This is a genomic window from Erythrobacter sp. SDW2 (assembly GCF_021431965.1).
GTDB lineage: Bacteria > Pseudomonadota > Alphaproteobacteria > Sphingomonadales > Sphingomonadaceae > Parerythrobacter.
Map to the genome: position 1 here is coordinate 754,968 of NZ_CP090370.1, position 22,658 is coordinate 777,625.

Annotated in this window: 17 protein-coding genes; 7 read left to right on the forward strand and 10 right to left on the reverse strand. The window is 64.3% G+C overall.

All coding sequences use genetic code 11. The annotated features are described in order from the left end of the window. Window position 1 precedes the first annotated feature (1 nt). From LY632_RS03710 to LY632_RS03720, 3 genes are all read right to left on the reverse strand, one after another. The gene (locus tag LY632_RS03710) at window positions 2-382 is read right to left on the reverse strand and encodes a VOC family protein (protein WP_234092461.1); all 381 of its coding nucleotides are present in this window, start codon (window positions 380-382) and stop codon (window positions 2-4) included. Window positions 383-467: 85 nt separating this feature from the next. Then, window positions 468-2,276: an aminopeptidase P family protein gene (locus LY632_RS03715; protein WP_234092462.1), complete on the reverse strand. Its 1,809-nt coding sequence runs from the start codon at window positions 2,274-2,276 to the stop codon at window positions 468-470. A 70-nt stretch (window positions 2,277-2,346) separates the two neighbouring features. Continuing rightward, window positions 2,347-3,567, reverse strand: a complete 1,221-nt coding sequence (locus LY632_RS03720; protein ID WP_234092463.1) for a hypothetical protein — start codon at window positions 3,565-3,567, stop codon at window positions 2,347-2,349. 130 nt (window positions 3,568-3,697) lie between these two features. Between LY632_RS03720 and LY632_RS03725 the strand changes: the two genes are divergently transcribed. Beyond that, window positions 3,698-5,860 (forward strand): S9 family peptidase, encoded by a 2,163-nt coding sequence (locus LY632_RS03725; RefSeq protein WP_234092464.1) that lies wholly within the window; start codon window positions 3,698-3,700, stop codon window positions 5,858-5,860. Between the two features lie 29 nt (window positions 5,861-5,889). Next, complete coding sequence (locus tag LY632_RS03730) at window positions 5,890-6,258, forward strand: acyl-CoA thioesterase (protein WP_370636553.1); 369 nt, start codon at window positions 5,890-5,892, stop codon at window positions 6,256-6,258. 3 nt (window positions 6,259-6,261) lie between these two features. On the opposite strand, the gene LY632_RS03735 is transcribed toward LY632_RS03730, so the two are convergent. Next, on the reverse strand, window positions 6,262-7,929 hold the full coding sequence (locus tag LY632_RS03735; protein ID WP_234092466.1) for a diguanylate cyclase: 1,668 nt from the start codon (window positions 7,927-7,929) through the stop codon (window positions 6,262-6,264). A gap of 139 nt (window positions 7,930-8,068) precedes the next feature. Next, window positions 8,069-9,184 (reverse strand): alanine dehydrogenase, encoded by a 1,116-nt coding sequence (ald, locus tag LY632_RS03740; RefSeq protein ID WP_234092467.1) that lies wholly within the window; start codon window positions 9,182-9,184, stop codon window positions 8,069-8,071. A 187-nt stretch (window positions 9,185-9,371) separates the two neighbouring features. On the opposite strand from ald, the gene LY632_RS03745 reads away from it, so the two are divergent. Together LY632_RS03745 and LY632_RS03750 are read left to right on the forward strand one after the other, a co-directional pair. After that, window positions 9,372-10,763, forward strand: coding sequence for an OprO/OprP family phosphate-selective porin (locus LY632_RS03745; RefSeq protein WP_234092468.1), 1,392 nt, complete (start codon window positions 9,372-9,374; stop codon window positions 10,761-10,763). A gap of 84 nt (window positions 10,764-10,847) precedes the next feature. Then, complete coding sequence (locus tag LY632_RS03750; protein WP_234092469.1) at window positions 10,848-11,903, forward strand: substrate-binding domain-containing protein; 1,056 nt, start codon at window positions 10,848-10,850, stop codon at window positions 11,901-11,903. A gap of 69 nt (window positions 11,904-11,972) precedes the next feature. On the opposite strand, the gene LY632_RS03755 is transcribed toward LY632_RS03750, so the two are convergent. Together LY632_RS03755 and LY632_RS03760 are read right to left on the reverse strand one after the other, a co-directional pair. Continuing rightward, complete coding sequence (locus tag LY632_RS03755) at window positions 11,973-13,508, reverse strand: DUF389 domain-containing protein (RefSeq protein ID WP_234092470.1); 1,536 nt, start codon at window positions 13,506-13,508, stop codon at window positions 11,973-11,975. A 113-nt stretch (window positions 13,509-13,621) separates the two neighbouring features. After that, the gene (locus LY632_RS03760) at window positions 13,622-16,195 is read right to left on the reverse strand and encodes a TonB-dependent siderophore receptor (RefSeq protein WP_234092471.1); all 2,574 of its coding nucleotides are present in this window, start codon (window positions 16,193-16,195) and stop codon (window positions 13,622-13,624) included. Window positions 16,196-16,387: 192 nt separating this feature from the next. Between LY632_RS03760 and LY632_RS03765 the strand changes: the two genes are divergently transcribed. Both LY632_RS03765 and LY632_RS03770 read left to right on the forward strand, forming a co-directional pair. Continuing rightward, on the forward strand, window positions 16,388-17,542 hold the full coding sequence (locus tag LY632_RS03765; protein WP_234092472.1) for a DUF2157 domain-containing protein: 1,155 nt from the start codon (window positions 16,388-16,390) through the stop codon (window positions 17,540-17,542). Next, entirely contained in the window at window positions 17,539-18,099 is a 561-nt protein-coding gene (locus tag LY632_RS03770; RefSeq protein ID WP_234092473.1) for a GDYXXLXY domain-containing protein, read from the forward strand. Before LY632_RS03765 ends, LY632_RS03770 begins: the two co-directional genes overlap by 4 nt. Window positions 18,100-18,105: 6 nt before the next feature. Here LY632_RS03770 and LY632_RS03775 read toward each other — a convergent pair whose 3' ends face one another. Both LY632_RS03775 and LY632_RS03780 read right to left on the reverse strand, forming a co-directional pair. After that, window positions 18,106-20,448: a DNA translocase FtsK 4TM domain-containing protein gene (locus LY632_RS03775; RefSeq protein WP_234092474.1), complete on the reverse strand. Its 2,343-nt coding sequence runs from the start codon at window positions 20,446-20,448 to the stop codon at window positions 18,106-18,108. 233 nt (window positions 20,449-20,681) lie between these two features. Then, window positions 20,682-21,257: a thiamine phosphate synthase gene (locus LY632_RS03780; RefSeq protein WP_234092475.1), complete on the reverse strand. Its 576-nt coding sequence runs from the start codon at window positions 21,255-21,257 to the stop codon at window positions 20,682-20,684. Here LY632_RS03780 and LY632_RS03785 point away from each other — a divergent pair. Continuing rightward, window positions 21,241-21,900, forward strand: coding sequence for a YggS family pyridoxal phosphate-dependent enzyme (locus LY632_RS03785; protein ID WP_234092476.1), 660 nt, complete (start codon window positions 21,241-21,243; stop codon window positions 21,898-21,900). The two genes, LY632_RS03780 and LY632_RS03785, sit on opposite strands and share 17 nt — an antisense overlap. A 9-nt stretch (window positions 21,901-21,909) precedes the next feature. On the opposite strand, the gene LY632_RS03790 is transcribed toward LY632_RS03785, so the two are convergent. Continuing rightward, entirely contained in the window at window positions 21,910-22,644 is a 735-nt protein-coding gene (locus tag LY632_RS03790) for a hypothetical protein (protein WP_234092477.1), read from the reverse strand. Window positions 22,645-22,658 lie beyond the last annotated feature (14 nt).

Sequence of the window (22,658 nt, forward strand, 5' to 3'; positions counted from 1 at the left end):
CTCAGCCCGCCTGGATCATGCAGAAGGCATTGAGCTTGTTGCCATCCAAATCGCGGAAATAGGCGGCATAGAAACCCTCGTCACCGCGCGGGCCGGGCTCGCCTTCGCAGGTGCCGCCATTGGCCAGCGCGATGTCGTAGATTTCCTTGACCTTGTCGGGCGTTTCGACCTCGAGCGCGACCATGACCCCGTTGCCCACGGTTGCGGGATTGCCGTCGAACGGCTTGGTCAGCCCGATGCCGGCCGGACCGCCCCATGAGCCCCAGGCGATGAAGCCGTCGAATTCCATCATCCGCCCCACGCCCATCGCCTTGGCAATGGCATCGTAGAACGGCGCGCCCTTGGCGAGATCGTTGGTGCCCAATGTGACGTAGCCGATCATATCCCTGTCCTCCTCAAACCCGACTCGCCCCTGCGACTCGGAACAGTTGGAACATTACAGGAACAAACGGGCCTCGCCAAGCTTGTTAGAGCGGCTCGGTTTGCTCCATCAGCCAAGCCAGCGCCTCGCCCTCCATTCGCGGGGCGAGCAGGGCGCGGGTGTCGGTATGATACCGGTCGAGCCAAGCGCGCTCGCTGTCCGTCAGCAGCGCCGGTTCGATCAGTGTGCGGTCGATCGGGACCCAGGTCAGGTTCTCGAACCCGAACCAGCGGCCCTCATCCGCGCCCTCTATCTTGCGTTCTTCGGTCAGCACGAGGTTCTCGATCCGAATCCCGAAGGCCCCTGCTTTGTAATAGCCAGGCTCGTTGGAGAGGATCATGCCGGGAAGGATGGTCTCCAGCGTCCCGGCCTGCGCGCCGTTGACCTTGCCGATCCGCTGCGGCCCCTCGTGAACCGAGAGGAAGCTGCCAACCCCGTGGCCGGTGCCATGGGCATAGTCGGTCCCCGCCTGCCACAGCGCGTGGCGGGCGAGCGTATCGAGCTGGCCGCCGCAGGTCCCTTCGGGAAAGACGGCCTCGGCGATGGCGATATGGCCCTTGAGCACGCGGGTGAAGCGGTCCTTCATCTCCGGCGTCGGTTCACCTGGGCCAATCCAGACGGTGCGGGTAATATCGGTCGTCCCGCACGGATATTGCCCGCCCGAGTCGACGAGATAGATGCTCCCCGGCGGGATCGGAATATTGCTGTCCTCGTCCACCTTGTAATGCGGCAGCGCGGCGTGGCCGGCAGCGGCGGAAATGGTGTCGAAGCTGGTGTCGCGCAGGTCGCCGTGCTGCTGGCGGAATTCGAGCAGTTTGGCCGCCGCGGCCAGTTCATCGATCCCGCCCTTGGGCGCCTCGATGCCGAGCCAATGGAGGAATTTGCTCACCGCCACGCCATCGACCGCCTGCGCGTCGCGGTGGCCCTGTGCCTCGATCGCGTTCTTGCGCGCCTTGGGCAGGATGGTCGGATCGCGCTGCATCACCACCGCAGCACCTGCTCCTTCCAGTGCCAGCGCAATGCCCGCCACGGCATAGTCGGGATCGATCGCCACCCGCTTGCCCTTGAGTTCGGCCAGTGCCGGTTCGAAGTCCAACCGTTCCCGGATAGTCACCGCATTGCCGAGATGCTGGCGCAGTTCGGGCGTGACCTTCTCGCTGGCGATGAACAGCTCGGCAGTGCCATCCTCATGCGCCACGACATAGGACAGCGCGACCGGGGTGTGGCTGACGTCAGCACCACGAATGTTGAGCAACCAGGCAACGGAATCGAGTGCCGAGATCACCGCCGCGTCGAGCTTCCTGTCCTTGAGCCACTGCGCCACTTCACTGCGCTTCTCGGCATGGCTGCGCCCGGCGAGTTCATCGTTCTGGATCGTCGCCACGGCAGCGGAGGGCTCCGGCCGGTCCTGCCACACGGCGTCGATGGGGTTGCTGCCGACCGGCACCAGTTCCGCGCCCACTTCGGCCATCATCTTCGCCGTTTGCTGCATCCAGCCGCGCGAATGGAGCCATGGGTCGAAACCGATCTTGGCGCCCTCGCCGGCATTCTCCGCCAGCCATTTGGCCGGGCTGGTCGCAGGCACCGACTGGTATTCGAACAACCGCCCATCGACCTGCTCGCGCACCTGCACGGTGTAGCGCCCGTCGACGAAGATCGCCGCCCGGTCGAGCATCACCGCCGCGCTCCCGGCCGAACCGCCGAAGCCGGTCAGCCATCCCAGTCGCTGGGCATAGTCGCCGACATATTCGCTCATATGCTCGTCGCTGATCGGCACGACGAAGCCGTCGAGGCCGCGTCGCTTCAATTCCTCGCGCAGGGCGGCAAGGCGGGCTTCATGGGTTTGCATCAACATCGCTGGGAACTCTCATTGGCACTCGGTGTCCTGCAAGCATAGGCCCATTCCAGCGCTGATTCCAGCTTGGCTACTGTTCGCCAGGCGCTGGCCTATTGACCACACTGGCTTCGCGAGCGGCCGACCAGTTGTAGAAGCCCTCGTTCGCCGGGCGCCCGAACATGTCGCGCGTGGGAACGAACCAGGCGCGCTGCTTCAGGATATTACACGCAGCGACATCGCCTGCGTCTGATCCGCTGGATACGCTCAACCGGCACGCCACAGCCTGCCCCTGCGCATTGACGGACAAACCAACCGTCAGGTTTGTCGGGCCGGGGACAGGGACTGCTCCGCTCGCGGCCATGATCAAGTCGTAGAGTTCGTTGCGGGTTTCCGGTCGCAGCTCGACACGCGGATCGGCCGATCTGTCTGGCACAGTGTAGGAAAAGCTCTTCCCTTCGACCAGGACGAGCATCATCCCGTGCCGCATGTAAGCCGGCGTGCCAATGTTCCAGCGCGGCTTGAGCTCTTTCGAGACCCATTTGCAGGCGGCCTTGTCGACCCGTTGGTCGCCGCCGCTTTCCAGCACTTCACAGCCGGGCCGCGAACTGTCTGCGGCCCCGAAGAAAATGCCGACCCAGCGCGCACCAGTTGCGTTCTCCGCCGGTAAGCGAACGGGTCGAACGCTCGCCATGAAGGGCGAGGAATGGGCGAGTAGCCAATCGTGCTCCGGCGGCCACGGCATGCTGGAAAGCGGCGGCGGCGGAGGGGGCGGTGCGGGCGAAAGCAGCGCTTCTGCGAAAAAGCCCGGCGGCGGCGCTCCCTTGGCGACGGAGCGGCGGGCATACCATAGGGCAATGCGCGCTTCTGCACGGGTCGGGGTGCCATCCTGCGCCAGCGCCGGATGGAAACGGGGTTTCTCACCCAGCCATGTGCAGAGTTCGTCAGCGGCGAGCGGCAAGACCGAGTCCGCTCTGAAATCGCAGGCCGTCACTGTGCCTGTCGCGTCGATTGCAAGCCACGCCGATGCGCTGACCATCGTTTCGGGCTGCTGCCGGTAGGCGGCGACCAGCGGCGAAGTGGCCGTGAACCACTCTTGCGGTTTGGTCTTCACCATCGGCGGGCGCAGCGGTCCGGCGGGATCATGCACCGAGACATAGCGCGGGCCAACATCGATGGTGAGCTGCGCATAAAGATCCTTGTCCGGAACAGGGCTTTCGATCTGAATCGGGACCGGCGCGCTTTCCTGTGCAGCAAGGGGATGAGAAAGTGCCGCCGCCGCAAACAAGCTGATGGAACGGGCATGACTCATACTGTGCGACCCCCCCTTTGGACACGCTCTTATGAAATGGCGCCTGTCACTTGCCAAGCGAAGCCTTGCGCCACGCTTCGCCGCGACCTAGCTGTCAGGCCAGACCTAGCCGCCTCCGGGAAAACGCCAAATGATCCGTTTGCTTGCCAGCCCACTCGCGCTTGCCGCCAGTCTTGCCTTGCTGCCGGTGGCCGCTACCGCCGAGACCACAGTTGAGGAATCCACCCAAGTGACCGCACCCACCAGCCCGCCCAAGGCGGAGAAGCGCGAATACAGCTACACCCGCCACGGGATCACCATCGAAGACCCGTATTTCTGGCTCAAGGACCAGTCCTATCCGGTGGTCGATGACAAGGATGTGCTGGACTACGTCAAGGCCGAGAACGCCTGGTTCGAAGCATCGATGGAGCCGCAGAAGGCGCTGGTCGAAACCCTGTTCGAGGAAATGAAGGGGCGGATCAAGGAAGACGACAGCTCGGTCCCGCAGAAGGACGGCGACTATGTCTACTGGTCCAAGTTCGACGAGGGGCAGGAATACCGGAAGCATTACCGCCGCCCGGTGGCAGGCGGCGAGGACCAGCTGATCCTCGACGAGAACCAGCTGGCCGAAGGGCTGGAATACTTCCGTCTCGGCGCCGCCTCGATCAGCCAGAACGGGCGCTATCTCGCCTATTCGACCGACACCAACGGATCGGAACGCTACACCGCCCGGATCAAGGATCTCGAGACCGGCAAATTGCTGCCCGACGAGCTCACCAATCTGCGCGGCGGGCTGACCTGGGTCGCGAACGATACCGCGCTGGTCTACGGCCCCTCGACCGAGGAATGGCGCACGCTCGAGGCCAAGCTGCACGTGATCGGCACCCCGGTCGACAGCGATGTCACGCTATACAAGGAAGAGGACCAGAGCTTTTCGGTTGGCACCGGCCTGACCGCGCAGGAAGACTGGCTGGTGATCGCCACCGGGGACAACGAGACCAGCGAAGTGCGGCTGGTGCGCGCCGACAACCCGACCGGCGCGCAGATCCTCGTCAAGCCGCGCCGCAAGGGTGTGGAATATGATGTTGACGTGCGGGACGGTAAGCTTTTCGTCCATACCAATGACGATCACATCAACTTCCGCCTGGCCACCGCCTCGCTCGACACGCCGGACGTGTGGCAGACGCTGATCGCCGGATCGGACGAATTCTATCTCCAGGGATTCTCGCTGTTCAAGGACTTCTACGTCACCGAAGGACGGCTCGACGGCTTGGACCAGATCCAGCTGCGCTCCTACGATGACGCCGGCCGGATCACCCCGATCGCTTTCCCCGAGGCGAGCTATACCACCGGGCTCTCCAACAATCCCGAGTATGACGTGAGCAAGTTGCGGCTGGCCTATGAAAGCATGGTCACGCCGGACTCGGTCTATGACTATGATGTGCGCACGGGCAAGCTGGAGCTGCTCAAGCAGCAGGAAATCCCCAGCGGCTACGACGCCTCGCTCTACACGACCGAACGCGTGATGATCACCGCCCGTGACGGGACCCAGGTGCCCGTGAGCATCCTGATGCGCAAGGACCGGCCAGCGGGTGCGGGCCCGCTGCACCTCTATGCCTATGGGGCCTATGGCTATGCCGTGCCGCCGGGCTTCTCGACTTCGCGGCTCAGCCTGGTCGATCGCGGCATGGCCTATGCTATCGCCCATATCCGCGGCGGTGATGATCTGGGGCGGCGCTGGTATCTGCAGGGCAAGCTCAACGAGCGCTGGAACACCTTCAACGACTTCGTCGATGTGGCCAAGGGTCTGATCGACAAGGGTTATACCGAGAAGGGCCGGATCACCGCCAGCGGCGGCTCGGCCGGCGGCGAGCTGATGGGTGTGGTCGTCAACACCGACCCCGAGCTGTGGGGCGCGGTGGTGGCGCATGTGCCCTTCGTCGATGTGCTGAACACCATGCAGGACGAAAGCCTGCCACTGACCCCGGGCGAATGGCAGGAATGGGGTAACCCCATCACCAGCAAGCAGTCCTTCGCCTATTTGCTGAGCTACTCGCCTTACGATCAGGTGGTGGCGCAGGACTATCCGCCCATGCTCGTCACCGCCGGGCTCAACGATCCGCGCGTGACCTATTGGGAACCGGCCAAATGGGTCGCCAAGCTGCGCGAGGTGAAGACAGACGACAACGTGCTGCTGATGAAGACCAACATGGGCGCCGGGCATGGCGGCAAGTCGGGCCGCTATGCTTCGCTCTACGAAACGGCGGAGGAGTTCGCCTTCATCCTGTGGCAGCTGGGTTTGGTCGAGGAGTGACGGAGCCCTTCCGCAGGACTTTCACTGCCGTGCCCAGACACATCGATGTCTTGGGCCACGTCAACAATGCGGTGTGGGTGGAGTGGGTGCAGGACATGGCAACCGCGCATTGGGATGCCGTGGCCGCCCCTGAGCACGCGCGCGACTACATCTGGCTCGTGGTCCGGCACGAGATCGATTATCGCGGCAATATCGGTGAGGGCGAGACCGTGACGGGGGAAACCTGGATTCCGGGTGACCCACAGGGAGCTACCTCGGCGCGGCGGGTCGATTTCCGCAATGCGCAGGGCAAGGTGATCGTCTCCGCGCTCACCACCTGGGCTATGCTCGACCGTGAGACGAAACGGCCGGCGCGTGTGCGGCCGGAAGTGGTCGCACCGTTCCGGCTCGACGCTTGAAACCTAGGCCGCTGCGCGCCGGTCCGAGGAACGGCGGCGGAACGAACGCACGCGCTCGCTGACCATGCGGTTGCGGCCGGTTTCCTTGGCTTCATAGAGCAGCCGGTCGGCATGGCGGTAGATGTCTGCAAAGCCCGAGTTGGGCAGTGCACCCTGAGGGACAACAACCAGGCCGATGCTGGCGGTTACCATGTGATCAAGCCCGTCGACCTCGCGCGCGATCCGGACAGGAATCGACTGTCTTACGGCCTCCGCCCGCGCTTCGCTCTGATCTCCCTTCATCAGCAGCAGGAACTCCTCGCCGCCAAAGCGGAAAGCGAGGCATTGGGGGCATTGCGAAAGAATGGAAGCCACCGTCCGGAGCACGGCATCGCCGGTGTCATGCCCGTGGGTGTCGTTGACGCGCTTGAAGTGATCGAGATCGACCACGGCGAAAGTGTCGTAACCCTCCGCGCGCAGCTCGTCGAAGCGGGCATCGATGGCGCGACGGTTGAGAAGTCCGGTCAGCGGGTCACTGTTCGAGAGTTCATCGAGCTCCGACACTTCGGCGCGGGCCACATCGCGTTCGCGCTTCAACGTCATGAAACGGTCGCCCACGCCCATGGCGGTGGCGATCATTTCGGTCAGCATGCCGATGTAGAACGCCGTCAACATATCGTCAGGACGCACGCCAGGCATGAAATTGGTCACGATCCCGCCCCAGCTGGAGGTCATCAGCGGAAGCCAGCCGATGAAGACATAGAGGCCCGCCCGGCTGCGCCGCCAGGCTGCTTGCAGGATCACGAAGGTCAACATCAGATAGGGCACCATGACCCCGATCATGTGGAGCGTGGTGCTGACATCGCGCAGCGCCGGGATCGACAGGGCATGGAGGCCGGTCAGGATAATCGAGCCGACCGCGATCCAGGGGATCGCCCGCAGCGCCCAGCCCGATAGCTTGCCCGGCTCGATAAAGGACCGCATGAACATCATTGCCGACCCGATCGAAACGGTCAGCCCCATGATCAGCAGGACGCGCCATGTCTCGATACTGATGTCGAACAGGGCATTGATGATCCCCGAACGCACCGACAACAGCAGGCCGAAGCTGGCCGCCATGGCAATGTGCCAGGCGAGGAATGTCTCGCGCAGCACCCTGTAGAAGGTGATGTCGAAGACGATCGGCAGCAGCACCATGCCGAGCAGGATGGCGATCAGGAGGAGGCCGTGCTGGACAGCGGGATCCTGTGAAGGATCGCTGTCCTGCAATTGGGAGTTGATCACCAACGGAGCGTGGCTGGGTCGGTCGATGATGACGACGTACTGGCCGCTCGCCTGTCTGGTCGAAGGCAACCGGGCGATGATACTCGGCTCTGTCGGCATACCTTTGACGTCGTCGGTCGATAGGCTTCGCACTTGCCAATTGCCACCACCTTCGCCGACAGCCAGAGTGAGCGATGCGAACTCCCCCAGGCGCGAAACGAAGTACCGGGGCTGCTCCGCGCCAGCCGCGATCGAAAACCGTACCAGGACGCGCTCGGCCTCGGCATTTACGGTCAGCTGCTTGAGCCTCCCCGGATCATCGGTGCAGTGCCAGTCGATCGGTCCGGCTAGCAAGGTTCGGATGGGGATTTGTGGCTCGGCGTTGGCGAGACAGGTGGGATATCGCGGGCCGTCACTCTGGGCCTGCAACGGTTGTACCGCGCAGATTGCCAGCAGGCACGCCAGCACAAATTGAAAGGAACGGACCCACCCGACCATGGCTCCGGGCGCTAGCCGGAAGGTCTTAGTATCCCCTTAAAATCGGCGGAAAATGCGTGCCGGCGCAGCGCTATCTGAGTGCATCCGCAACCGCCAGGTATTCGTAACCAAGCTCTTCGGCCACTGCCTTGTAGGTCACCTTGCCGGCATGAACATTGAGTCCCTCGGCCAGGTGCGGATTGGCCCGCATGGCCTCCTTCCAGCCCAACTCTGCCATGCGCAGCGCGTGCGGCAGGGTCACGTTGTTGAGCGCATAGGTGCTGGTGCGCGCCACCGCGCCGGGCATGTTGGCGACGCAGTAATGCACGATATCGTCAACCACATAGGTCGGCTCGGCATGGGTGGTAGGCTTCGAGGTTTCGAAGCAACCGCCCTGGTCGATCGCGACATCGACCAGCACCGCGCCGGGCTTCATGCAGCCAAGCATTTCGCGGGTGACCAGCTTGGGCGCGGCGGCACCCGGGATCAGCACGGCGCCGATCACCAGTTCGGCCTCGCACAGCATCTGCTCGATGTTCGCCTGGTTGGAGAAGCGGGTCTTGGCGCGGCTTTCGAAATGGGTTCCGAGCCGTTCGAGCACTTCGGGATCGCGGTCGAGAATGGTGACATCGGCGCCGAGGCCAACCGCCATCTGGGCCGCGTTGAAGCCGACCACGCCGCCGCCGATGACCATCACCCGGCCCGGCAGCACGCCCGGCACGCCGCCCAGCAGCACGCCGCGCCCGCCGTGGGCTTTCTCCAGTGCGGTCGCCCCGGCCTGGATGCTCATGCGTCCCGCGACCTGGCTCATCGGCTTGAGCAGCGGCAAGGTGCCGCCCGGCCCGGTGACGGTTTCATAGGCGACTGCGGTCACGCCCGACTTGACGAGGTCGGCGGTCTGCTCGGGATCGGGGGCGAGATGGAGATAGGTGTAGAGGATCTGCCCTTCGCGCAGCTTGGCCCGCTCGACGGCTTGCGGCTCCTTGACCTTCACCACCATCTCGCATTCGGCAAAGATCGGATCCGGGCCATCGACGATGCTCGCTCCGGCGGTCTGGTACTGCGCATCGGTTGCGCCGATGCCTGCCCCGGCACCGCTCTCGATCCAGACGTCGTGACCGCGCAGCACCAGCTCGCGCACACTTTCAGGGGTCAGCCCGACGCGGTATTCGTGGTTCTTGATTTCCTTGGGGCAGCCGATGCGCATGGCGCTTCTCCTTGGGGGTCTGCAATGCCGCGCTCGTTACAGTTGAAACCAGTTTGCCGCAAGCGGGCCGTGATGGGGACGCGGCGGGAGATTGTCACACTTCTGCAATGCGGCGGTAGTGAAGACGACACAAACGCAACCTAACGGGCACTGCATTGTCACAGACGCCATGCAAAGGTCATACTCCGTGAGCCGAATTCTCCTTGCAACCGCCTCGCTGGCAGCGATCTGCACCGCGACCCCGGCGCTGGCGCAGGACGCCGACACCTCCGCCGTGCTGCAGGAACTTGCCGAAATGCGCGCCAAGATGGACGCGATGGCGAGCCGTATCGAAACCCTCGAAGGCGAACTCAAGGCGGCGCGCAGCGAAGCTGCTGCCGCCGCCGAAACCGCGACGATTGCGGCCACGACCGCGACCAAGGCCGAAAGCTCCGCAACCGAAGCCGCGGCCAAGGCCGGCGGCACGGAGATCTCCTGGAAAGGCGCGCCCGAACTCAAGGGCAAGGGCGGCTGGAGCTTCAAGCCGCGCGGTCGCCTGCAGTATGATGCGGGCATCGTTGCCGCACCGGATTCGACCGGCCGCAAAGATGGTTTCGGCAATGAACTGCGTCGCGGTCGTCTGGGTGTGCAAGGAGATGTTCCCGGCGGATTCGGCTACAAGTTCGAAGTCGATTTCGACGGTAGCGCAGTGGCCATCACCGATGCCATTGTCACATACGGGGATGGCGATCTGGAACTGCAGTTCGGGCAGCATAACAACTTCCAGGGGCTGGAAGAGCTGACCAGCAGCCTGTTCACCTCGCATCTCGAGCGTGCGGCCTTCACCGACGCCTTCGGCTTCCAGCGCCGGATCGGTGCCTCGGCCACCTACAACGCAGGCGATTTCCTGATCCAGGGCGGCATTTTTACCGACGCCATCCCCGACCTGCCCAACAGCAATTGGGGGACATCGGGCCGCGTGGTCTATGCTCCGAAACTGGGCGATGCGCAGCTCCATTTCGGCGCTTCGGGTCACTATTACGATCTCGGCACGGGGAGCACAGTTCGCTATCGGCAGCGTCCTGCCGTCGGGTTCACCGATGAGCGCTTCATCAACACCGGCAGCTTCGGTGCAACAGCCGAAAACGGCCTCGGGCTCGAGGCAGCGTTCGTCAGCGGCCCTTTCCACGCTGCCGCCGAAGGCTACTGGCAGTCCGCCAACCGACCCGGCGCTCTGGTCGATCCGACTTTCTTCGGCGGCTATGCCGAGGTCGGCCTGTTTCTGACCAAGGGCGACAGCCGCGGTTACAAGGACGGCAAGTTCGACCGTGTGAAGCCCAGCAAGGAAGTGGGTGAGGGCGGTATCGGCGCTATCCAGCTCAACCTGCGCTATGACCGGCTCGACCTCACCGATGGCACGATCGTCGGCGGGACCCAGGATGGCCTGCTCGCCTCGCTGATCTGGACTCCGACCGATTTCACCCGCTTCATGGTCGGCTATGCCCGCCTGATGTACTCCGACGCCTTCTACGCGGCGGCGGGCGGCGACCGTGACTACTCGGTCGATTCGCTCGGTGTGCGGGCCCAGATCGACTTCTGATCAACCAACTCTCCCAAGCTGTAATCTCACTGTCACGCTTGAAACCTAATGGCACCGACAGTTCCCAACCAAGGACCCTGAACAATGAAACTCATGAAGACCCTTGCTCTCGCTACGGCAGCCAGCCTCGCCCTGACCGCTTGCGGCGGTGCGGGCAGCGGCGGCGGCACCCGCGATGCGGTTCGCGCGGTCGGTTCCTCGACCGTGTTTCCCTTCGCCAAGCTGGTTGCGGAAACCTTTGCCCGCAACAACAGCGGCTTCACCTCGCCGCTGATCGAATCCACCGGCACTGGCGGCGGCATCGAGCTGTTCTGCAAGGGTGAAGGGGCCGATACGCCTGACATGGCTCATGCCTCGCGCCGCATGAAGCCAGCCGAATTCGACACCTGCGCTGCCAATGGCGTCAACGACATCCTCGAAATCCAGGTCGGCCTCGACGGCATCGCCTTTGCCAGCGCCAAGGGCGGGATCACCATGAACCTGACCCCGGACATCGTTTATCGCGCGATTGCCGCCAACCCCTATGGCAAGGAACAGACCGCCCAGAAGTGGTCGGACGTCGATCCGTCGCTGCCCGACCTGCCGATCCTGGTCTACGGCCCGCCTTCGACCTCGGGCACCCGCGACGCGCTCAAGGAACTGGTCCTTGAAGCCGCCTGCAAGACCAACCCGGAAATGGAAGCCCTGAAAGAGAAGGACGAGGACGCTTACAAGGCGACCTGCACCGACGTCCGTTCGGACGGCAAGTATGTCGACCAGGGCGAGCAGGACAACCTCATCGTCCAGAAGATCGAAGGCAACAAGGACGCCGTCGGCATCTTCGGCTACTCCTATCTCGAAGAGAACCTGTCGAAGCTGCAGGGGCTGACCATGAACGGCGTCGAGCCGACCTACGAGAATATCTCGAGCTTCGAATATCCGGGTGCCCGCCCGCTGTTCGTCTACGTCAAGAAGAACCATGTCGGTGCCATCCCGGGCCTCGCCGAATACCTCAAGCAATGGACGCTGATGTGGGGCAAGGACGGCGAGCTGGCCAAGGTCGGCTTCGTCGCTTCGCCCGAAGCCGAGCAGGCTGCCAATGCCGCCAAGGCGACCGGCCTCGAGCCGCTGCTGACCAAGGCCGACCTCGAAAAGAAGTAAGCCTTACGGCCGCCAAGGCCAGAAATCCGAAGGCCGGGGACCTCAAGGTTCCCGGCCTTTCCTTTTGCCCTATCCGGCAGGCATCGATTTCCAGCTGGTGTCGATCCGGTCAGCCGGGCCGTTGTCGCGGGTCTCGACGGGAATGCCGGCCTTCCTGTAGCGCTCGGCCAACGCTTCGAGCGCCTCCCCGCGTCCGCTGAGAACAATCGGCAGGCCGATCCGGCTCGCTGCCCACTGGACCAATGCGGCGGCGTTCTTGCCCTGTTCGTCAGGTGCGCCATCGGCAAGGGTGATGTCCGGCAGCTCTGCCATCGGAGGGCGCAGGCGCACATCCCAGCCTTGCATGGACCCGATAGCCCGCTGCTCCAGCATCCGGTAGCCCTGCAAACCCAGCCCCGGCAATGCCCGGGCATTGGCCATGGCCCGGCGATTGTCCCGGTCGATGGTGATCTCGCTGGCAGGCACGCCGGCAACGAGCGACAGCCGCTGGGCCAGCCCGGCCACCTGTTCGGCGTTCTTGCGAGCAGCCTCTTCCTCGCGCGCCCGTTCGAGCTGGGCTTCCTCGGCAGCGCGGGGATCGTTGCTGACCTTGAACTGGTCGATCTCGACCTCGACCGGGCGACCCAGCAACCTTTCGAGCCGGCGCGACACGTCAATGTCTGCCTGCCGCGCGAACTGCGGGGTCAGGACCGAGGCCTCAATCCGCAGCGGAGCTGTATCATACTTGATGTCGAGTTGGTCGATCCGGGCCTCTTCGACAAAGGCTTCATCGATAGTGGCGCGGATCTGGCGCGAGGCGTTGGCCTCCCAGGCGATAGTCCTGAGTGTCAGGGCCAGCGGCACCGCCAGCAGAATGAAGCTGAAAGCGATGACCACGTCCTGCAGTCGGTTCTGCTTGTCGGTCAGCCGCGAGCGGAAGCCATAGAGCCGGGCCATGATCGCCGCGGTGAAGGCGATGGTCATGAGGTTAGTGACGAACAGCATCAACGCTCCGCCAAACACCGTCCAGTTGAAGGTAGCGAGGCCGAAACCGACCACGGCCAGCGGCGGCATCAAGGCAGTCGCAATGGCGACGCCGACAATGGTGCCCATCTTTCCGCGGATGGTTGCATAACCACCGGCGAGGGCAGAGAACAACGCCACCAGCAGGTCGAACAGGTTGGGCCTGGTGCGTGCAGCGATTTCCTCGGTCACGGTCTGCAACGGAGAAAGCAGCACGATCAATGCGCAGAACCCGATTGCCAAGGCCGAGCCGATAGCGAGCGCCTTGAGGCAGCGACGCAGCCACACCACGTCTCCGGTGGCCATGGCGAAGCCCGAGCCGATGATCGGGCTCATCAGCGGTGACAGGAGCATGGCCCCGATGACCACGGCCGGCGAACTGAGAAGCAGGCCGAGCACCGCGATGCCGGCCGACATCATGGTCATGAAAATATAGTGCGAGGTGAACATCGTTTCGCCGCGAATGCTTTCGATCACGGCATCCTGGTCGACATCCTCGACCACCGCTTCGCGCCACCAGGTACGGAAGTGTACCAGCGCCCGAAGCAGGGTGTAGTTGGTGGTCTTGCGTTCTGAGGATGGGGCGGATTCTTGCGTGTTCATGGCCCGGCTATAATCCAACTTCCCGCCCGGGCACGTAAATTTCGCTATCCCTCAAATGCATCGCCCCGGACCGCATGGGCGATCCGGGGCGTGCATTGACGAACTGCGGGCGGTCAGAAGTCGACCGAGACGCGTCCGTAAATGAACCTGCCGCTGAAGCCGAACGGCGACTGCGACGAATAGGGCAGGAAACTGTTGTTGAGGCCGAAGTTGAACCCGTCGACCGTCCCGAAGGGCAAGCGGTCGGGATACTCGTCGAGCAGATTGTTGGCACCCACGGCCAGCTGGACATTCTCCAGCGGATTGACCCGCAGCTCGAGGTCGAGAACCCACTTCGGCGATAGGGTGATGTCACCCGGCGCGGTGCCCTTGGCGACGGTAATGTCACTGGTGCTGCCGGTCGGCAGGAACACCGAGCCATAGCGGTTGCCGCGCAGAGTGGCACCGAAGGGCTCCAGGTCCCAGTCCAGCCCGAAGTTGAACTTGTTCGAAGGCTGGCCGTCGGTCAGGCGGAAGCTCTCCGGCCGCGCGAACAGGCGCTGCGCGGTGAAGCCGCTGAATGTCCGGCGATCGGTGATCTTGGTGTCGTTGATATTGTAGCCCGCGGTCAGCGTGAAGCGGCCGATCCCGAAATCGGGAATGCGGTAGCTGGCGACAACATCGAGACCCTGGGTGCGGGTATCGATCCCGTTGATGAAGAAGCGGGCCGAAGTCCCGACCACGCCCGCCGCCTGCAGGATCGCGACAACGTCGGCCCCTTGCAGGTTCTCGGTCAGGACGATGCGGTCCCTGATCTCGATATTGTAGTAATCGACCGTGACATTGAGCCCGGGCACCATGGTGAAGACCACACCGCCACTGAGGTTGAGTGACTTTTCCGCCTCGAGCGGTTCTGCCCCCAGCGCCACCGCAATCGGCGAGTCGACCGGGAAGGTGCCGATCTCGATCAGACCGACGCCCGGTACATTGTTGGTCGAGGTGGTCGAGAAGAATTGCTGGGCCATGCCCGGAGCACGGAAGCCGGTGGAGACAGAGCCGCGCAGGGCGAAGCCGTCGATCGGCTCGAACCGTGCGGCAGCCTTGCCGTTGATCGTGCTGCCGAAGTCCGAGAAGTGCTCGAACCGGCCTGCGACCTGGATATTGAACGCATCCGACAGGTCGGTGTCGAGCTCGACATAACCGGCGAAGCTGTCACGCGACCGGTCGATGGCGGTGGTGGGCGAGAAGCCGGGGAACACCTGGGCACCCGGTGCAGCGCCATTGCTGAGCGCGAACGGCCCGGCGATATAGCTGGCAGGTTCGCCCGCAATGATCTTGTAGTTCTCGTTGCGCCACTCTGCCCCGACCGCCAGCGATGTATCGCCGATGCCGAGGTTGAGTTCCCGCTGGGCGTCGAAGTTGACCGCCAGCTGGCCCGAGCGCAGGCCACCGGCATCGAATTTGCGCGGGCTTGCTGCGCTGCCGAGCGACACGTTCCAGCTGTTCGATACGCCGTAATCGAGCGCGTTGGTGCCATAGGTAAGCGACAGGTCGATGTTCCAGCCAGAGGTTTCGCCGCGCACGCCGACAGCCGCCGAGATGTCCTCGATCGTGCTGTCGATCTGCGGCAGGAAGCCGTCGGGATAGAATGGTACGAAGGTGGTGGTCGATGCCGCCCAGTCGCGGTTACGCGCGTCGAGCGATCGGCGATAGAAGCCGGTGCCGTTGGCATCGCGGATGCCGTAGCTGCCGAAGGCATAGAGCTCGAACGCATCGCCAAGATCGGCCCCGGCGTTGACGAAGAAGTTGAAGTCCTTCGATTCGCCATCGCCGAAGCGGTGGCTGTAGCGGTCGAAAGTGGTTTCGCGCGGATCGCCGGCGCTGAAATACTGGCGGCGGATATCCGGACCCGAACGGTTGGTGGGCGATCGATCCTTGTACTCGGCGGTCCAGTTGAAATAGGCCGTGTCGCCCAGCGGCAGGCCGATATTGGTGGCGATTGTCCATGTGTCGCCGTCGCGCCGTTTGCGGTCCGCGCCGGTGAAGGTGATCACCGGATCGCCGCTTGCCCCGGTCGTCGGAGCCACCGTGGCGACGACATCGACGCCCTCCATCGTCGTGATGTACTTGCCGAAGGTCGCCTGGGCTCGGCCGCCTTCGCGTTTCTTGAGCTGGATGTTGATGACCCCGGCAATGGCGTCGGAGCCATATTGCGAAGAGGCCCCGTCTCGCAGCACTTCGATCCGCTCGATTGCGAGCGGCGGAATGGTGTTCATGTCGACACCGGCCGACCCGCGACCGACCGAGCCGTTGAGGTTGAGCAGCGAGGACAGGTGGCGGCGCTTGCCGTTGACCAGCACCAGCACCTGGTCCGGTGCCAGGCCGCGCAGCGTGGCGGGGCGCAGCGAGTCGGTGCCGTCGGTCAGCGAAGGCTGCGGGAAGTTGAACGAGGGGACGAGGTTGTTGAGCAGGCGGTTGGTTTCGGTCGTGCCCTGGTTGAGCAAGGAGTCCGAAGAAATCACGTCGATCGGCACGGTGCTGTCGGCAATCGTCCGGTCCGTTCGCCGGGTACCGGTGACGATGATGATATCGCCCTCGTTTGCGGTGCCGGCCGCGTCTTCATCCTGGGCATGGGCAGTGGCCGGCATGGTGGCGAAAGCGAGGGCCGAGAGGCCGCAGCCGAAGAGCCAATTGCGACGATACGTCATGCACGTGTTCCCTCTGTTTGTCTCAAGATGCCAGACTACGCTGCGGCGCAACATTCAGGCAGGTTTTCTTTTGATATCGAAACGTTTGCAGGCCGATTGTCGTATTGTTGCAACATTCAACCCCGGGGGTGATTGCGAGAGCCGGAGCCTGGCTGGCTAGGCAAGGCTGCCGACTGCGGCTAGTCTTCGGCCATGAGCAGCCGCAAGATCGATGCCTGGGTTTCGGCCGGGCTGATCGACGAACCGACCCGCAACCGCATCCTTGCCTATGAGGAAGCGCATTCGCGTCCGCTGGCGCTATGGGCGATCATCGGCATCGGCGTGCTGGCAATCGGCCTTGGCGTAGTCTCCGTGGTTGCGGCCAATTGGCAGGACGTGCCCGGACAGGTCAGGCTGGCGATCCATCTCGCGCTGATCGCCGCGCTGGCCGCCTTCGTCGCGCTGCGCGGTGAGCGGCTGGAGCAGGAGCATCCCTGGGGCCTCGAGGCGGCGCTGTTCGTGTTCGGCGTGCTCGGCCTCAGCTTCGTCGGCCATATCGGTCAGGTCTACCAGACCGACTCCCCGCTGTGGCGCCCGCTGGCGGCGTGGCTGGTGCTGTTCGCGCCTCTGCTGTTGCTGCGCGGGCAAAGCTGGATCGTGGCGCTGGGGCTGATGGCGGCGGCGATCGGCACGGCCTGGGAATATGTCTCGACCCTGGCGCAATGGACGCCGATGGGCGAGCCCGATGCCCCGTGGCTGTGGATGAGCCTCGTCACCGCGCTTCCGGTGCTGATTGCCCCGGCGGCCGCCTGGCTGCGCGAACGCAGCCCGCGCGAGGCGTTCTGGACCCGGCTCGAACAGCTTGCCATCGCCTACGCGCTGGTCGGGGCTTCGCTGCTGTGCGTCATCGCCTCGGCTGGCGAGGTCGAGCAAGACATGCTGGCGATCGGTCCGCAGCTGCTGCGCGCCGTCATTGCCCTGGTTGCAGCAGGCCTGGTCGTCATGCTCCACCGCTCGCAATCGGGCACGGCTGCCGCGGCGATCCTGGCCGCTTGCGGGGTCGGCGCGCTGCTCGCCTCGCTGTTCAACGATCTCGACGTGCTGGCCGGCCTGCTGTTCATGGCACTGTGGGTGGCGGTTGCGGGCGCGGCGCTCTACGCCGGGTGGCGCGGCATGTTCCAGCTGGCGGTGGCGGCGGTGGCGCTGAGGCTCATCGTCCTCAGCTTCGAGCTGGCGAGCGACCTGCTGACCAGCGGCTTCGGCCTGATCATCGCGGGGCTCCTGATCCTCGGTGTGGCGTGGGGTGCGGTGAAGGTCTCGCGCACCTTCGCTCCGCCGAAGCAGGATAGCGGGGAGGGCGCGGCATGAAACGCAAGGCAACCGTTGCCGCACTCGCGCTGCCGCTTGCGGGGCTCACGGGCCTGTGGGCCTGGACCGACAGCTGGACCCGCGAGGGCACCGACTGGGAAGTGCCGGTGCAAGGCTACGACCCGCGCGACCTGCTGCGCGGCCACTATATCCAGTTTCAGTACGACTGGCCGGGCGAGAGCGTTACCGATGACAATCGCTGGTGGCTCGGTTCCTTCTGCATCGAAGGCACGGCGCCGACCATCGAGCGTATCGTCGTGCGCGACGATATCGAGGGCTGCGCCCATTTCGCCAGACCCGAAGCCGCCTCGATCTACGGTGGCCAGGGGCTGCAACGCGGGCGGCTCTATGTCCCGCAGACCCGCGCGCGCGAGCTGGAACAGAAGCTCGCCGATCCGGAGCTGCGCGGCATCGTCACCGTGCGCCAGCGCACCGACGGCCGCATCCTGCCGCAGAGCATCCGCTTTCGCCCGCTGACGGCAGAAGAACGGGCGGAGCGGGAGGCCCGGCGCGAAGAAGACACGCGCCCGCCGCCGGCGATCATGCAAAGTCGGTAGGGGCCGCTAGAGCGGGTTGCCTTCGGCATCGCGGTAGATGTCGCGGCGGCCGACATGGTTGGCCGGACCGACGAGGCCGTCCGCCTCCATCCGCTCGATCCATTTGGCGGCGGTGTTGTAGCCCACGCCCATCTGGCGCTGGAGCCACGAGCCAGACGCCTTCTGGTTCTCGATCACGATCTGGCAGGCCTGGCGGTACTTGCGCTCTTCCGGATTGTCGGAAGCGGACAGGTCGTCGTCGAAACTCAGGCCGAAGCCTTCTTCCGGCTCCTCGGTCACGGCGTCGACATACTCGGGGCTGCCCTGCGCTCGCCAGTGGTCGGCGACGGCCTCCACTTCCTCGTCGCTGACGAAGGGGCCGTGGACGCGGATCATCGCGCCGGTGTTGGGCTTGTAGAGCATGTCGCCCTTGCCCAGCAGCTGCTCGCTGCCCTGCTCGCCCAGGATGGTGCGGCTGTCGATCCGGCTGGTCACCTTGAAGCTGATGCGGGTCGGCAGGTTGGCCTTGATGACGCCGGTGATGACATCGACCGAAGGGCGCTGCGTCGCCATGATCAGGTGGATGCCCGCCGCGCGGCTTTTCTGGCTGAGCCGCTGGATCAGGACTTCGATTTCCTTGCCGACGGTGACCATCAGGTCGGCCAGCTCGTCGACGATCAGCACGATCTGCGGCAGCGGCTGGTAATCGAGCTGCTCTTCCTCGTAGATCTCGTCGCCCGTATCGGGATCGAAGCCGGTCTGGACCCGGCGCCCGAGCGGTTTGCCCTTGGCGGCGGCGGCGCGGACCTTCTCGTTGAACCCGGCGATGTTGCGCGAGTTGATCGAGCTCATCATACGGTAGCGCCGCTCCATCTCCTCGACCGCCCATTTGAGCGCGCGGACCGACTTGGCCGGCTCCGTAACCACGGGGCTGAGCAGGTGCGGGATATCGTCGTAGGTCTTGAGCTCGAGCACCTTGGGATCGATCAGGATCAGGCGGCATTCCTCGGGCGTGAAGCGGTAGAGCAGGCTCAGCAGGATCGCGTTGAGTCCTACGGACTTGCCCGATCCGGTGGTCCCCGCGACCAGCAGGTGTGGCATGGCGGCGAGGTCGGCTACGATCGGCTCGCCCGCGATATCCTTGCCCAGGATCATCGGCAGCGCGCCCTTGGCATCGGCGAAGGCGGCGCAGCTGGCCAGTTCCTTGAAATTGACCGTCTGGCGGTGCTGGTTGGGCAGCTCGATGCCCATCACCGTCTTGCCCGGGATCGGGCTGACGCGGGCGCTGATCGCGCTCATATTGCGGGCAATGTCTTCGGCAAGGCCGATGATGCGGCTGGCCTTGATGCCGGGGGCCGGTTCCAGCTCGTACATGGTGACCACCGGGCCGGTGCGCACGGCGGTGATCTCGCCTTTGACGTTGAAATCGTCGAGCACGGTCTCGAGCAGACGGGCGTTGCGCTCCAGCGCCAGCTTGTCGAGCTTGGGCGCAGGCTCGCCCACCGCATCGGCCAGCAGGTCCAGGCTCGGCAGTTCGTAGTCGGCGAACATGTCGCGCTGCTTGGCCTTGGGCATGACCGCCTTTCTCGGCAGGGCGGAGGGGTCGGAAATTTCCGGCGCGCGGCGTTCGGCCGGCTGGGCGATGGCCTCGGGCTCGGCCTTGACCCGCTCGTTGCCCTTGGCGCGCGGCTGGATGATCGCGGGCTTGGGCAGGGCGACTTCGGGCACGAAGGGCATGTGGCGCAGGAAGCGCGGGAGGGTCAGCAGCGCGCGCCAGTCGATGGCGAAGACGCGGGTGACCAGCGCCAGCCCGCCGCCCAGCGCCAACAGCGCCAGCGCAAGGACGATCCAGCCCGCCGCCTCTTCGCCGAACCGCGCCGCCACCGCCTGGATCGCACCAGCGCCCATCAGCCCGGTGATGCCGCCCATCGAGGCGGGCATGGTGCCGCTCTGCGGGTCGATAACCAGCGCCAGCACAGTCGAAAGCAGCGCCATGGCCAGCAGCAGCATCAACACCGGCTGCCACCAGCGGGTGTCGGTATCGACGTCCTCTTCCTCGACATCGCGCCACAGCTTGCGGGCGATGACATAGAGCAGCGGCAGTAGCAGCACGGCGGTCCAGCCGAACAGGAACAGCACCCGCTCAGCCGCCCAGGCGCCCGATGCGCCCATCCAGTTGGCGATATCGGTCGCGGCGGCGGCGGTCGAGGGGCTGGGGTCGGTCTGGGTATAGCTGGCGAGCGCGAGGCCGAGGAAGATCGTCGAGCCGAACAGCACCACCGCCCCGGTTATCTGCGCGGCACGGCGCAGCGAACGCCGGAACGCGGCGCGCCAGTCGGCCTGCGGTTTGCTCATCGCACGTGTCGCCATGGGGGCTTCCCTTCCTGTCGGAACACATCATGAATCCTTGGCGAGTCCGGGTCAAGCAGAAGGCGGTGAGGCGAGGTTTTGTTTCGCGCCAAGCCGCCAAGGCGCGAAGAGAGCGCACAATGCGGCGCCGCCGCCCTGTCATATCAAGTGTGCCGATAGCCGAATCGTCGAAATTCAAGTGCGGCTTCGCCGCAGGCTCAAAATCTTCGCGTCTTGGCGTCTTGGCGCGAACCTCAACTCAGCCCATCGATTGCAGCCCACCCAGGCCATTGCAGGGCAGTAGCCCGATGCGCGTTCATTCCCCCCAGCGCGATCACCGGCATCTGCGCATGGCGCGCAAGGTAGCGGAAACGGAGGGGGCCAAGCGTGGGCGCGCCGGGGTGCGAATTGGTCGGGAACACTGGCGAGAGCATCACTGCATCGGCGCGGGCGTGGTTGGCTGCGGCGATCTCGGCCATGTCGTGCGCGGTGGCCACGGTGACCATGTCGCTGCGGGTGGGATAAAGCGAGCGCGCCGCCCCATAGACTCCGTCCGCGCCCCATTCGCGCGCGGTCAGCGTACTGTCGGCGAGGATCAGCAGGTGACCCCTCGCCCGGGCAATCCGTCGCAGTGCCATGAAGCGGGCAATGCGCTCCTCGGGCGCAAGGTGGTAGTGCCGATAGACGAAGCCCGATCCCGGCGGCAGCGTGCGCAGCCGATCCTCCAGCACCGCGTCGTTGCGCGCATCGCTCAGGAGCCACAGGAACGGGAGGGACTGGAACTGTGCCACGCCCCCGCTATAGCGCGCACAAATGATTGAACCAGCCACGCCCCTCGAAGAAATCCGTGCCCGCATCGCCAGGGCCTGCAAGATCGCGCAACGCTCGCCCGACGACGTCACGCTGATCGCGGTCAGCAAGACCCATCCGGCCGAGGCGATTGTACAGCTGCTGGAACAGGGCCAGCGCGTCTTCGGCGAGAACCGCGTGCAGGAAGCGCAGGGCAAATGGCCCGAGCTGCGCGAGGCCTATGCGGACGTGGAGCTCCACCTCATCGGCCAGCTGCAATCGAACAAGGCCGGGGAGGCGGTGGCGCTGTTCGACTGCATCCACTCGCTCGACCGCCCGAGCCTCGTCACCGCGCTGGGCAAGGCGATGGCCAAGGCGGACAGGCAGGTGCCCTGCTTTGTCCAGGTCAATATCGGCGCCGAGCAGCAGAAGGGCGGCTGCGCGATTCCCGAGGTCCCCGCGCTGCTGGCTCAGGCGCGCGACGCGGGCATCCCCGTGGCGGGCCTGATGTGCATCCCGCCCGCAGAGATCGAACCCGCACCCTTCTTCGCCCTGCTCGACAAGCTGGCGCGGGACAACGGGCTGGAGGGGCTCAGCATGGGCATGAGCGGCGATTTCGAGACTGCGATCATGCTCGGCGCGACCTATGTGCGGGTGGGGACGGCGCTTTTCGGGGAACGTTGAACCGAGAGACTAGGAATCGGGCTTTGGTCCGACCTCAACCGTTCCCGGAGTCGAATCTCCTTCTGCCCTCTGTCCGCTAGCAGTTAATGTTGTAGCCTCCAACGGAGCATTCTGAATGACATTTCGGGCAAGTGTCATGATATTGTCGGGAGCGCATTGGTCCTGATTATCAATGAGATGCTCCATTGCTTGCTCAAATGTGATGTTGGTTTGCGAAAGAGCCTTCTCAGCGTGGACCTTTTGGGCTTTGAGGGTAAGTGCTTTCACTGCACCGAAGTTTTCCGCACCAAATAGGAAATGCTGATCATAAAGGTTCAGGCCTGCTGTCGTCGCGGCGGACGCAACGGCGAGCGCCCCGACCAAATCCTCTTTACTGCCTGGCGAGTTAGCGAAATTTGTTAATCCGATTATGCCGGTTATTACAGTGGTAATCGGTTGTATAGTTCCTCTAAAAATTTGAGACTTTCTCTGGTTTTGGACCATCTGATTGAACCAATTACCACAGAATGAGCGGTTATACATAAATCCGCTTCTCAACATCGGATAAACTTCTTGATTTGTGGCATAGGGATTGGCTTGCCTCGCGGCGAGGGCGCGAGCAAAATCCGCCTCGAACATCTTCACATCGGATGTCGTCAGCTCACTTGGCCTCGCATCTTTGCCAATCAATCGCTCTGGCCCCTGAAAACTATAGCAGCCGCTGACCAGAAAAGGCAGTGCCACCGCCATTAGAGTCCGTTTCATTGTCAGATTCCCCC

What these genes read in the sequence shown, in the direction of transcription:
- LY632_RS03710 (WP_234092461.1), bottom strand. Translation starts at nt 382, where the DNA reads ATGATCGGCTACGTCACATTGGGCACCAACGATCTCGCCAAGGGCGCG.
- LY632_RS03715 (WP_234092462.1), bottom strand. Translation starts at nt 2,276, where the DNA reads ATGTTGATGCAAACCCATGAAGCCCGCCTTGCCGCCCTGCGCGAGGAA.
- LY632_RS03720 (WP_234092463.1), bottom strand. Translation starts at nt 3,567, where the DNA reads ATGAGTCATGCCCGTTCCATCAGCTTGTTTGCGGCGGCGGCACTTTCT.
- LY632_RS03725 (WP_234092464.1), top strand. Translation starts at nt 3,698, where the DNA reads ATGATCCGTTTGCTTGCCAGCCCACTCGCGCTTGCCGCCAGTCTTGCC.
- ald (WP_234092467.1), bottom strand. Translation starts at nt 9,184, where the DNA reads ATGCGCATCGGCTGCCCCAAGGAAATCAAGAACCACGAATACCGCGTC.
- LY632_RS03750 (WP_234092469.1), top strand. Translation starts at nt 10,848, where the DNA reads ATGAAACTCATGAAGACCCTTGCTCTCGCTACGGCAGCCAGCCTCGCC.
- LY632_RS03755 (WP_234092470.1), bottom strand. Translation starts at nt 13,508, where the DNA reads ATGAACACGCAAGAATCCGCCCCATCCTCAGAACGCAAGACCACCAAC.
- LY632_RS03760 (WP_234092471.1), bottom strand. Translation starts at nt 16,195, where the DNA reads ATGACGTATCGTCGCAATTGGCTCTTCGGCTGCGGCCTCTCGGCCCTC.
- LY632_RS03765 (WP_234092472.1), top strand. Translation starts at nt 16,388, where the DNA reads ATGAGCAGCCGCAAGATCGATGCCTGGGTTTCGGCCGGGCTGATCGAC.
- LY632_RS03770 (WP_234092473.1), top strand. Translation starts at nt 17,539, where the DNA reads ATGAAACGCAAGGCAACCGTTGCCGCACTCGCGCTGCCGCTTGCGGGG.
- LY632_RS03775 (WP_234092474.1), bottom strand. Translation starts at nt 20,448, where the DNA reads ATGGCGACACGTGCGATGAGCAAACCGCAGGCCGACTGGCGCGCCGCG.
- LY632_RS03785 (WP_234092476.1), top strand. Translation starts at nt 21,241, where the DNA reads ATGATTGAACCAGCCACGCCCCTCGAAGAAATCCGTGCCCGCATCGCC.
- LY632_RS03790 (WP_234092477.1), bottom strand. Translation starts at nt 22,644, where the DNA reads ATGAAACGGACTCTAATGGCGGTGGCACTGCCTTTTCTGGTCAGCGGC.